Raw genomic sequence first — 11813 nt, forward strand, 5'->3', positions numbered from 1 at the left:
TATCGTAAGTTTGGCGCAAAATATCCATTTCCAATCCCCGAAACAATACCCTTTGCTGCCATTGTTTCTACTGCACGATAGGCAAAATGCTCCTTCGGTACATCAGTAAAAGTCGGAAACTGAGGGTTAAGCCATTCAAACCCCATCACATTTACCACCGCCACTGAAACAACTGCTCGGTTTACCGTTCCCTCTGGTAGAAAATATAAATGATTGTAATTTTCTGTCCTGACAAAACCTGCCGTTGCGAGAATTTGTATCGCCTCAAAGTCTGGGTCGTCATGGGCAATATCGTTATACCAAAATAGGGGAATTTGATGACTAGCTAACAAACCTTGAAATTTATAGATGAGTCGTTTATTTGTGGCAATAGTGCGCACATCGACTCCCTCATTCAGAGCAAAAGCAGCTAAATGACCCCCTGCTTCCCCGATCGCCCACTCAACCGCGTGCATCCGATATACAGAATTACTCAAATGTGTTGTACCAATACTTTTCGCCGATAAAATTAGGTTATCTGTACTAATAGGTATCATTGCTTTTAACGGAATAGTAAAAGGTAAACATTTCATTTCCTCTTTACTATTAAAAATAAGATGGTTGGGGTTATCGGTGGGATGAATATCAAACAACGCATAATGACCGATACCAACACTATCATCAAAAGTTCGCGCCCGCGCTTGCTCGCCATAATATTGTTGGGCAGTATCTCGGTAAACAATAGTTGTTAATGCTATCCCTCGTCTTGACTCTCGGATATAGGGTTCCAGAGCAATACCATCATTCGTCCAAGTTAGATCGTCCCGTGGTTTTAACTCCCCTACCTCACCTATTAATGGCCAGTTGTTGGTTTTCAGTGTTTGCGACTGTAAATAATGGATGTAAGCTTGAGTATATTCCCGCGCTTCCTGAATATGTTTTTGGCGATCGCTCCGACTTACCCCTACCAGCAAACCCAGTATATAATCATTGGACTCATAATTTAGGATAGTCACATCGCCATTACTGGTTGTTGGGATGTAACCCTCCTTGAGACGTCTTATTCGCCGATAAGTAAAAATGGCAAACCGCTCAAAAAATGCCCGCCCCTGAAAACTGGCAGTAAATTTATCTGTCTTTAACCAAGGTTGGACGCCATAACCTTCTGGTTGTCCGATGGGAACACCTCCACCTTGAGCGGTTTTTTCCACAGCAGCACAAAAAGTAATTGACTGCTGACATTCGGGAAAAGGTGCTTGGGGGAGAAATGGTTCGCCCGTATCATTTTGTGATTCTTGTCCGACTCGCGACTCAATATTTCCTAATTCTAATAAGTCACCCAAGTCTGTCGCTTCAATAGTAATTTGAGCGTTGACAGTAAAACGTTGATTATTTTGCACATCCTGAAAGACAACACCCGTTACCTGTCGCCGTTCGTTAGGAGACTCACTAAACAAAATTTCCACAGGTTCGGCAAAGGGAATAATGGTTAACTTGCCATTGTTGAGAAAATCTTCGATAGCTTCATTCAGCGCTTGTGCCATAACTAGAGTTGTTGTGGCAAAATCACTTACCCAACCCCCACCAGGGTTATCAATTTTGTTACCATTCACTGGTTGGAGTTCCCGACTACGTTCGCGGAATTGCCATTGAGTCTTGGAGAAAGCATATTTGTCTCGGTCTACTTTATCTCCATATATTTCCCCTGGGTTAAATTTTGGGTCTAGTTGAGGGTCGTCAGAAGCAGGTAATGCTTGAGTGGTAAATTGTCCGCCTAATAATTGTTTTGGTTGGACAAGGCAAACATTTGCCCCTGCTTTAAGTGCGCCGAGGGTTGCCGAATATGCAGCAGTAGAACCTCCCACTATTAATATAGGAAATGAGAGAATTTGATCCTCAGTCGGTCTGGTGAAAAAGCGATCGTCTAGAATACCGTTGCTCATTAGGATTTGATTTTAGGATTTTCAAGGATTAGACAATATTTTATCAGTTTGTAGTAGCGTGTCTAGGCTAAAATTGTGGGTAAAACCTAACCCCCCAACCCCCTTCCCTACAAGGGAAGGGGGAGCATCTCTCCCCTCTCCTTGCAGGAGAGGGGTCGGGGGAGAGGTCTTCGGGGTTGCTGAAACTTAGCGACATTTTCAAGCTAGACCCGCTAGTAGAGTAGTTTGTAGGGTGCGTTTTGCGGAGCTACATGAAAAGGCGCTTACTACAAAGTACAGTTTAACTGTCAAATATTACATTGCACAATAACCAACCTTTGAAAATTGTAGCTCTACTTCATATATTGGTAATTTGAGAGGCGTGAGAATGTCCTCATCGCCCTCATCATTTCTATAACATCTTAGTCATCATCATCATCGTCATCATCGTCGTCATCATCATCATCATCATCGTCATCGTCATCATCGTCATCATCGTCATCATCATCATCGTCATCGTCATCGTCATCTGAAGCTAACTGAAAATTAATTACACTTCCATCTTGGCGAGTAATAGATATAGCATCAAAATCATCATCGTCATACTCTCCCTCTACTATTACTTCTTCTCCCACTAATAAATTCGTGAGTTTCCCATCATCAAGATAGACTAAAATTTGCTCTGTACCACCATCAAGCATAAATTCATCGCCCGAAATTTCTATCACTTGGCCAGAAATAGTCACATTGCGATCGCGTTGTAAATCTCCAATAGTAGTTTTAGCAATACTTGGCCTAGCAATAATAATACTCATCCCTAGAGTTATTACTCCTATTAAACCTTTTTCCATCCTACCAGCTTTAATAAAATTCATAGGAATCATCCTCCGATAAATGGTTCAAAAAAGTATATATAGCAACTGCCTTGACAGTTAGGAGATATTATAGCTCAAATCGAAAAAACTGTAGTGGAGTAGTAGTTTGTAGTGGACTGTTTCATCTTAAATGATGCAATAGGAAACTCGCATGCACAGTTTTAGCTGAAACGGTCCAGTAGGGTGCGTTAGGCGCTTACTACAAACTACGGTTGAACTATCAAATATTACATTGCGCCGTAACGCATCGTTTATTTGTAGCGTGCTGCGGTGCGTTACGCTTTCCTGCGGAATGCTGCGCATTCATGTCGGCTCTTAGCCGAAACGCTTTTCATGTCGCGCAGCGTTTCATGTCGGCTCAAGCGCCGAAAACACACCCTACTACTGGGCAGTTTTTGTTGGGTTGCGCTACCGCTTAACCCAACCTACAATATTATAAAATACAACTACCTAATACCAAACTTCTGTCAAATCTAAAATAAACCCAGGCAACACATCTTCTCCAGATAAACTATTAGGATTTTCCAATATTTCTACTTCTTGATTTTGCCGATAAATCTCTACTTTCTGATTTTTAGTATCAATTAACCAACCTAATCTTGCACCATTTGACTGATACTCTTTCATCTTTTTTTGTAACTCGGAAATAGTATCATTTTTAGAACGTAACTCTACTACAAAATCAGGACATAAAGGCGCAAAAGTTTCCTGTTGTTCGGTAGTTAAAGCATCCCATCTTTCCTGTTTTACCCAAGCAGCATCAGGGGAGCGACTACTACCATTAGGCAAATGAAAACCACTAGAAGAATCAAAAGTTTTCCCCAATTTTGTTTGATAGTTCCATGACCAAAGTTGTCCTGTAATACTTGAGTTACGATTTCCCGTAGCGCTTTGTGTCGGTGCCATAACAATTAATTCTCCTGTGGCAGTTCTTTCTAATTGTAAATCTCGGTTAACCAGTGCTAACTCAATAAATTGTTCGTGACTAATTTTCAGGTTAATTTTTTTGGGAATATTAACTGCTATTGTCTGAGATAAAGTTGTCACCATAATTTTTCTCTACAAAGAATATCAATTTTGCAAATTTTAAGACAAATTGAGCTGTCATTGCGAGGAGGAAATAAAAACATTAATTTGATTTTAGATACAGAATACCTCCGAAGCAATCTCTAATATCATGTTGGATTGAATACTTTAAATAATTGTAGCCTACGGAAATAAAAACCGCTGTAATTACCGAGAATTAATATTAACAGGACTTACGCATGAGGTAAGAAAAACTGGGATTTGAGATTGCTTCCCTGTGGGTTGCAATGACGAAAATATCTTGTACTGTGTAATTCATAATTAATAGTCTAATCAAACTTCTTGCTTATATTTTCAAATAATTCTCAAACCTTTCCCGCAATTGTTCAACAGTTAAATGCTGCATCCAATACTCAACTAAAGCATGACCAAATGCCCAAGCGTTACGGTCTGGTGAAGAGGGATTTTCTAATAATAAAGGCCACAATGCTAACAGGTCAAAACTACCCAAATTTGCATCCCCACTTAACAGTGAAAACAAATCATACGCCATCTGTAACTTACCAATAACTACAGGCAACTCTTCCACAGGAATTTTTTCTGCAAGCAAATATGCTAAAGTTGGCGAACCTGTTGTCAGAGTAGAAATGAATTGCAATACCGGACTTTTCAATAAAGCAGTTAACCCCTGAGTAGTCGCCATTTGAAAAGTATAACGATCGATAATTTTAGCTGCTGCCACACTACGAGCTTCGCGATCGCGCAAAAATCGAGCTAGACGTAATTGTTTTGCAGGTGCAATAGCTTCTAGCAAAGACAAAGAGATAGCATCAATATTCCAACCATTTCTATTAGTTTTAATATCCGCCGTCACCACAGGCAAAACTTGATTACAAAAATCTCCCAATATTTCTGCCCGATATTGAGTCGCCTCCCGAATAGATTTTTCCTTTGCGCGTTCCCCCCACACCCAATTATAAGGTGGTTGCCATTCCCGCATCGGGCGTAAACGGTCAACTTGGGTCATCATCACAATAGCTGGCAAATCAGTAATTTCCCCTTTCATGTCTTGGAGAAAATCTACATCCATTTGTAGCGCGGGGTCGAGTGCAGGGGTAACTAATAATAATAAATCTGCAGTTTGAGCATATTCAAGCACCAATTTTCGCAGGTCAGTGCGGTTAGCTTGTTCGTAACCAGGGGTATCCCAAAGATTGAGAATTTCTCCCATTTCAGTTTGCCACTGATAATTTTTAATTTCATCCGTACTTGGCAACACATCGACTTCGGCGCGATCTGCTTCAAATAGAGTATTAATCAAACTACTTTTTCCTGCTCCCGTGCGCCCCACCAACAAAATATTAACTGGTTTTTGCTCCACAGTTTCCGCAGGTTGAGCTTGTGCAATAATTTTTTCCAGGGTTTGAGTTTCTGCTTTCGGGAGACTCGGAGTCGGAATAGTAGACTCAGAAAATTCTAGGTTGCTACCTCCATAAAGAGCGATCGCCTGTCGAGATAAATTTCGTAACGCTACTTCCCGCAATATTTGACTAAAATTTACCAACAATTCCTGGTTTGCTTGTTCGCTGTAACGGCGACTAGCGACTTTAGCTGCTGCTGCGACGGGGTTAAATAACCATTGCGCCCAACCCCAAGCTTGGAAAAGTTTCCGAGCAGAGGGTTCTAACTTGCGGTAAATTTCATATCCCTGATATGCTTGACCGACAGTTATTTGATTCAGAGTCGGGGATAATTTTTGCATCCATCTGTCTACGTCATCAACAGTACCTCGAATTAAACTGTAAGCTTGAGGGATGTAAATATTGAGTATGGGATATTTGACTTCGGGATGGTAAGCATTAGCAACGGCAACTACCACTTCTTGGCAACGCTGCCAGAATATTTGCCAGTCTTCCCAGAATGGGGGGTCGTTACGACAGGATATGAGAATTTCTTGGAGGGTGGTTTCTAGTTGTTTGGTAGTTTCGTTTTCTATGGGTGGGGTTGTTGTGTTGTCTGTGGTGGGAATTTGTTTGTTAACTTCTGCTATTACTTCCTCCATTTGTGTAACTGTAGGTCGAGTCCATTTCACCAACAACCAACGCCACCCTACGAATACAAGGATGAATATTCCCCAGATCCAGTTGAGACCCCAATCATTGATTTGTCTGCCAGCAGATATCATTAGGAAGGCGACTACAGCAAGCGGGGGAATAGCTAGTATTGTTAATTGCCATTTTTTGAGTTGTATCATGTTGTATATATTAAGTTTGTCTATTGCTAGAAGCAGGAGTTTAAAGGTAAAATTATACAATCTTGTCAACCAATAAATTTTAAATTTTTGTTAATTACAAAAAAAATATAAAGTTAATTGATAGTGCAAGACAAATATGTACACTACCATCAGATTGCTGATTAGGAAGTACCGAATTATTGAGAATAAAACTGTTAAGTTGCTGAATCAGCAGTTTTCAGAAGTGTCTCTCTAACTAGATTTAAGATATCTACATCTTAAAAAAAGGTAAAAAATATTTCATAATCATCTTATTGGCAAACCTTACAATTGAGATTAATCCAACATGAAAAAGCTGAACTTTCTCCTAAAAGTTACGTTGGTATTTTTATTTGCTTGTGTTATTTCTTTTAATCTTGTTGTCGATAGAGCTATGGCAACAGGAGATTTTAGTCAAAGTTGTGCAGACATAAAACTCGATGGTTCATCACTCTCAGCAGAATGCCGAAAAATTAATGGTGCGTATGAAAACACTACTATTAACCTAGATGATTACATCGGCAACTTAGATGGTACATTATCTTGGGGCGATCATTTGTTTTCCCGAACCTGTAAAGAGATCTATCTAGGACAGTTACTCAGTAACCGCGAATATGTAATCAATGCTAAATGTGAAAAACGTGATGGCTATACTTATGAAGCAACAGAGATTAATTTAGACGATCGCATTGCTAATATTGACGGAGTTTTAGAATACGAATAATTCTGAGATTATTATCATTTCTAGGTAGTGATGTACAAGTAGTGATTTTTGTAGTTTTGTTTCTGAGAGTGAAAGGAATTTACTTATAAATATCACTACATCTACAGGACTACCTTTGTTTGTAGTTGGGCTTTAGCCCTATATTATATTATGGAGGGGTTAAAGCCCAACTACGAGCCTAATTATAAGTTTTTTACCGAAAATGATATAACTTCTAACTTCTGACTTCCTACAGGTGCGGGGGTGGGTTCATTTGAATAATTGGTAACACCATTAATTTAACGCGGAACCAGCCCCTACCATTCCAACATTTTGAGATTTGATATAACTTCTAAATTCTGAATTCTCAATTCTCAATTCTCAATTCTCTACCTACTCCAATCCTCAACTTCATACAAAAAACGAGTCCCACCAATCAACTTCCGATTCACCGAGGTACTCTGCACAAACACCATATATTTCTCCAAATTATTAGGTTTAATTCGCACTGTCGCACCATGAGGCAAACCCAACATTTCCCGCGCAGCTTCTCCTTCAAACATATCTCCAGTCGCCCGATCCATTAAAATAATTTCCTTTTTTCCCTGAATAGTTTCTGTCTTTGTAAACTCATAAAAACCACGCCCTTTAGTGACATACTCCCGACTTTGAGACAAGCTACAAAGCGGGCTTCTCAACGACTCTACTATGTAGACATTGATTGAGCTAGCAAGGAATACCCTTCCTCTCCAATTGATTTCATTCAGAGGCTCAATTGAGTACCTTTCTCAGTTTCAAATTTGATTGGTGGCAGCAAGTCTTCAATCAATACTTTGGCTCTATTTTTAATATTAATTGCAGCATTTAAGTCTCTACCAATTGATAGATTACAGTTAGGACAATTGTGCTGTCTCTGAGCCAAAGTTTTCGTGACTTTATGACCACATCTACTACATTCAACAGATGTTCCATGAGGTTTGACTTCTACAATTAACTGACCAGCTTTTGCCTCTTTCAGAGGAGCTGCGCTTTTCATGTCGCGCAGCGAAACGGCTTTGTTAGTTAATATAGTATTGAATTGACCCCAACCTGCATCGTGTACGGATTTAGCTAATCTAGACTTAGCCATACCTTTAATATTCAACTTTTCTACTGCAATAATGTCATATTTAGATAACAAATTATTAGCAGTTTTAAAGTGAAAATCTTTTCTAGTGTCAGCTACTTTTCTATGTTTCTTAGCTAATTGTTTAATAGCTTTTTGTCTACGTTTAGAACCTTTCTTTCTCCTGGATACTTTTCTTTGAGCTGACTTAAGTTTTCCTTCAGACTTTCTCAAATATTTAGGAGCAGGTACAGACTCATTATCAGAAGTAACAAAGAAATCTATAAGACCTACATCTATACCTACCATTTTACCTCCCCTAATATCTGGTTGAATTTCAGGTACAGACTTATCTTCTAAACTAAATGTGACAAAATATCCATTAGATTTTATAGTAACTGATACTGTATTGATGCTAAAGCCATCTGGAATAGGTCTATGTACAATCACTTTAACATCACCAATTTTAGATAATTTGACTTTGTTATTAACAAAATGGTGTTGCTTAAACTGAGGATAAGTAAATGTTTTGTATTGACCTTTGCCTTTGAATCTAGGCTTGCCTAATCGTTTACCATTAACATCACCTTTTAACCATCTATCAAAAGCCAGCTCAACTCTTTTTGGCACTTCTTGTAAAACTTGGGAATGAATCTCTTTGTACCAAGGTCTATCTACCTTTAATTGAGTTAATGACTTTTGCTGACTAAATCTTGTTGGTCGGTCTTTTAATTCGGGAAGATGGCATATCAAAGGACAAGCATTAATCGAACACCGATTTTGTTCCCACCAATTAAATCTTTCGGCCAACATATAGTTGTATTGACACCGCAACATATCTAAAGTTCTATCTATTTTTTCGGCTTGTTCGTTTGTTGGACGCAACTTGTATTGGTAAGCGATTCTCATCTTTATTTTCCCTTTCGACCATACCTATAATATAATAGTTTGTGTACATGATTGCAACATATAAATATGAAAGAATCATTGCATTGTCGAATAACTAAAGAAAGATTAGATAAGTTGAGGTTATATGCAGTAAAAAAACAAAAAACAATGACACAAGTAATCAGTGATTTCATAGATAATTTACCTGATGATGTTGAAGATAAGCGCTTAGAAGTAGATAAAATGATTCAAAAATAACGCCTGAATCCCGACACCAAGTTAACTATGGTGCGGGACTTCTGCTAGACAAACTTAAAAATCTTACTTAAACCACGACTCATCCGCCCATTTTCGACAACTTCCTGTTCGTAATTTTGCAATTGTTCGTCGGAAGATTGTTGATAACAAACTGCTAAAAATAGATTGTTAATATAAGCAAATTGGTCTAGATCGACATGAAAACTACCGGATTTTTCTGCCAATTATTGATAAAATTTTGTGGCATGACGACGGTTTAATCCTTGAACTCCATATACTGTTACTCCCATATCTGATAATTTACTTAGCTCTTCTCGCCAATTTAACTTTTGGGGATTTTTAGCTAGTGGATGGGGAATATCATCTCCAATTAATACTAAAGATTTAGTTGCTCCAGTCGTCCAACCTAAAGATTGAGCTTCATGTAATACTAATTCATAACATTCTGGCGGATCTCCTCCACGGGTTCTTTCTACATTTTCTACAAAATTACAAATACTATCTATATCTTGAGATAATTCTAAATGTTTAGTCACATAGGTAGAGTCGCGATCGCAATAATCTCCATGAGCAATAATTCCAATCCGAATACCGGGAATTTCTGAGATTAATCGAGTTACTGTACTTTGAATTTTTCGACGTACTTGAGTTAGGCAAGGATACATACTCCCAGTCGTGTCAAAACTGAAAACTACTTCTATATTATTAGTCATATTTTTTTCTCCAATTTTTGACAAAATTTCCACAAAAAATTCCTCGGTTTTAGCCTATAAATTGGCTGGCACCAGTCATTTCAGTTATCAGTTATCAGATAAATTATTTTGTTTTGAAACCTTTTTTTACTTCCTATATATATAGTTTAGCTAATGTTGAATAAACAGTCAATAAAATACAGAAAAAAAATTAACCGTAGGAGTTTGGTCTCCAAACCATTATATGGTCTTGGGTTGAGGTAAGTAAGACCTCTCCCCCAACCCCTCTCCTACAAGGAGAGGGGAGAGAAATATTTCTTTCTTAACATTGCACGGAAGTCATAATTATTAGTCTGTCTGTGAGGATAAAATGCTAGAAATACTCTCCCCCTTCCCTTGCAGGGAAGGGGGTCGGGGGGTTAGGTCTTTTCACTGAAGAGTTTGTTGGGTTTCGTCCCTCAACCCAACCTACAATAATTTCAAAACCGATCATTGCTCAAGAGGACAAAATAATTGATAGAAGAACGTGCTTATTGGTTAGCATGGGCAAAAATTAGCGGTATAGGTCCAATTGCCCTACAAAAACTCAAACAACAATTCGACACCTTAGCTATAGCTTGGACAGCAACCCCGGCAGAATTAGGCCACATATCAGGATTTGGCCGTCACAAAGTAGAGAAAATAGTCGAAGAGCGATCGCGCATTAACCCAGAAGAACTCCTCAAACAACACATTGAGAAAAATCCTAATTTTTGGACACCAGCAGACTCAGACTATCCCCGTCTCCTGCAAGAAATTCCTACACCTCCGCCTCTGCTATATTATCGAGGTGTAGTAGACTCCGAAGAAATACTAGGTATTACTCCCACAGTAGGAATAGTTGGTACCAGACACCCTTCGGAATATGGTCGTCGTTGGACTCGGAAGATAAGTTCAATTTTAGCAAAAAGTGGGTTTACAATTGTTTCGGGATTAGCAGCAGGAATTGACACGGAAGCTCATAGTGCTTGTTTAGAAGTAGGTGGTCGGACTATTGCTGTATTCGGAAATGGGGTTGATATGGTTTATCCCAGGGAAAATAAAAGTTTAGCTGAACAAGTCGTTAAACAGGGATTAGCTGTTAGTGAATATCCGGCGGGAACTAAACCAAATTCTAAACATTTTCCACAACGTAATAGAATTATTGCCGGATTAAGTAGAGCAGTTTTAATTATGGAAGCTCCGCAAAAATCTGGTGCTTTAATTACAGCAGATATGGCAAATGAATTTTGTCGAGATGTATATGTTTTACCCGCTCGTTTAGATGACGAAAAATCTTATGGTTGTTTACAGTTAATTAATAAAGGTGCCGAGGTAATTCCAATTACTATGGATAGATTATTAGAAATGTTAGGAGCAATGCCACCTTTAGATATTGATGTGGGAGAATCTTCGGAACAGTTATCTTTGTTTGAGGATAAAAAACAGACTTCTATGCCAGATTTAGAACCCATGTTGGCTGAGATTTTTCAGCATATTTCTAGTGAGCCTATTCTGTTAGATTTAATTATTCAAAAAACAGGTTTATCATCAGGAGAAGTTTCTAGTTCTCTTCTACAATTAGAATTATTAGGATTAGTAACTCAATTACCAGGAATGCGTTATCAAAAGAGTTAAGAATTAGTAAGGATTCAGCCATCAACCATCAGCTATCAGCTCTTAGTTAATTGCCTTTAGAGCAGGAATTAGTACTGAGAGATTTAAGGATAATTAAAAGTATTGGAAAAAACTGACCTTGACCGAGAGAGTATATATTCATTATTTATGAAACAGCTAAAAGCTGACCGCGAGCTAGCTGAATGCTTACAATAATTATCTAATTTATCGGAGACATTTACCGAATAATTAAGGTAAAAATCCTCTTATTCGCCGTGGAGAAACAATGTGAATATTTTCCTTTTATTCAATCCAATCCGTTTTAGGGAGAGGTAATATCAAGTCCGGTAGCATCGGTGTAATTAAATAATAGAGTGTGGGGAGGGTGGGGAGTGTGGGGGGATGGGGAAATATAGAAAGATTTGGCATTATGTGAAGATGGAACATTTTTTTATACA

General features: G+C 38.5%; 10 protein-coding genes. 2 read left to right on the top strand and 8 right to left on the bottom strand.

Going from position 1 to position 11813, the window contains the following annotated elements; all coding sequences use genetic code 11:
• The 4 genes from F6K22_RS15545 to F6K22_RS43505 form a co-directional block, all read right to left on the bottom strand.
• Positions 1 to 1922: FAD-dependent oxidoreductase (locus F6K22_RS15545; protein ID WP_293099302.1), on the bottom strand; the 1922-nt coding region annotated here is incomplete at its 3' end.
• Positions 1923 to 2323: 401 nt separating this feature from the next.
• A complete protein-coding gene (locus F6K22_RS15550) occupies positions 2324 to 2776 on the bottom strand; it encodes a hypothetical protein (RefSeq protein ID WP_293099305.1) in 453 nt (150 codons plus the stop codon).
• A gap of 450 nt (positions 2777 to 3226) precedes the next feature.
• On the bottom strand, positions 3227 to 3826 hold the full coding sequence (locus F6K22_RS15555; protein WP_293099308.1) for a Uma2 family endonuclease: 600 nt from the start codon (positions 3824 to 3826) through the stop codon (positions 3227 to 3229).
• A gap of 322 nt (positions 3827 to 4148) precedes the next feature.
• A complete protein-coding gene (locus F6K22_RS43505; RefSeq protein ID WP_293099311.1) occupies positions 4149 to 6056 on the bottom strand; it encodes a GTPase family protein in 1908 nt (635 codons plus the stop codon).
• A gap of 325 nt (positions 6057 to 6381) precedes the next feature.
• On the opposite strand from F6K22_RS43505, the gene F6K22_RS15565 reads away from it, so the two are divergent.
• A complete protein-coding gene (locus F6K22_RS15565; protein ID WP_293099313.1) occupies positions 6382 to 6798 on the top strand; it encodes a mannose-binding lectin in 417 nt (138 codons plus the stop codon).
• Positions 6799 to 7166: 368 nt separating this feature from the next.
• On the opposite strand, the gene F6K22_RS15570 is transcribed toward F6K22_RS15565, so the two are convergent.
• The 4 genes from F6K22_RS15570 to F6K22_RS15585 form a co-directional block, all read right to left on the bottom strand.
• Complete coding sequence (locus tag F6K22_RS15570; protein ID WP_293099316.1) at positions 7167 to 7454, bottom strand: hypothetical protein; 288 nt, start codon at positions 7452 to 7454, stop codon at positions 7167 to 7169.
• Between the two features lie 86 nt (positions 7455 to 7540).
• Entirely contained in the window at positions 7541 to 8791 is a 1251-nt protein-coding gene (locus F6K22_RS15575) for an RNA-guided endonuclease InsQ/TnpB family protein (protein WP_293099319.1), read from the bottom strand.
• Between the two features lie 281 nt (positions 8792 to 9072).
• On the bottom strand, positions 9073 to 9252 hold the full coding sequence (locus F6K22_RS15580; protein WP_293099322.1) for a hypothetical protein: 180 nt from the start codon (positions 9250 to 9252) through the stop codon (positions 9073 to 9075).
• On the bottom strand, positions 9253 to 9741 hold the full coding sequence (locus F6K22_RS15585; protein WP_293099325.1) for a vWA domain-containing protein: 489 nt from the start codon (positions 9739 to 9741) through the stop codon (positions 9253 to 9255). It lies immediately after the preceding gene.
• Between the two features lie 492 nt (positions 9742 to 10233).
• Between F6K22_RS15585 and dprA the strand changes: the two genes are divergently transcribed.
• A complete protein-coding gene (gene dprA / locus F6K22_RS15590; protein WP_293099328.1) occupies positions 10234 to 11376 on the top strand; it encodes a DNA-processing protein DprA in 1143 nt (380 codons plus the stop codon).
• Positions 11377 to 11813: the final 437 nt, after the last annotated feature.

The sequence above is a fragment of the Okeania sp. SIO2F4 genome, assembly GCF_010672385.1.
Lineage (GTDB): Bacteria > Cyanobacteriota > Cyanobacteriia > Cyanobacteriales > Microcoleaceae > Trichodesmium.

What these genes read in the sequence shown, in the direction of transcription:
- F6K22_RS15550 (WP_293099305.1), bottom strand. Translation starts at nt 2,776, where the DNA reads ATGAATTTTATTAAAGCTGGTAGGATGGAAAAAGGTTTAATAGGAGTA.
- F6K22_RS15555 (WP_293099308.1), bottom strand. Translation starts at nt 3,826, where the DNA reads ATGGTGACAACTTTATCTCAGACAATAGCAGTTAATATTCCCAAAAAA.
- F6K22_RS43505 (WP_293099311.1), bottom strand. Translation starts at nt 6,056, where the DNA reads ATGATACAACTCAAAAAATGGCAATTAACAATACTAGCTATTCCCCCG.
- F6K22_RS15565 (WP_293099313.1), top strand. Translation starts at nt 6,382, where the DNA reads ATGAAAAAGCTGAACTTTCTCCTAAAAGTTACGTTGGTATTTTTATTT.
- F6K22_RS15575 (WP_293099319.1), bottom strand. Translation starts at nt 8,791, where the DNA reads ATGAGAATCGCTTACCAATACAAGTTGCGTCCAACAAACGAACAAGCC.
- F6K22_RS15585 (WP_293099325.1), bottom strand. Translation starts at nt 9,741, where the DNA reads ATGACTAATAATATAGAAGTAGTTTTCAGTTTTGACACGACTGGGAGT.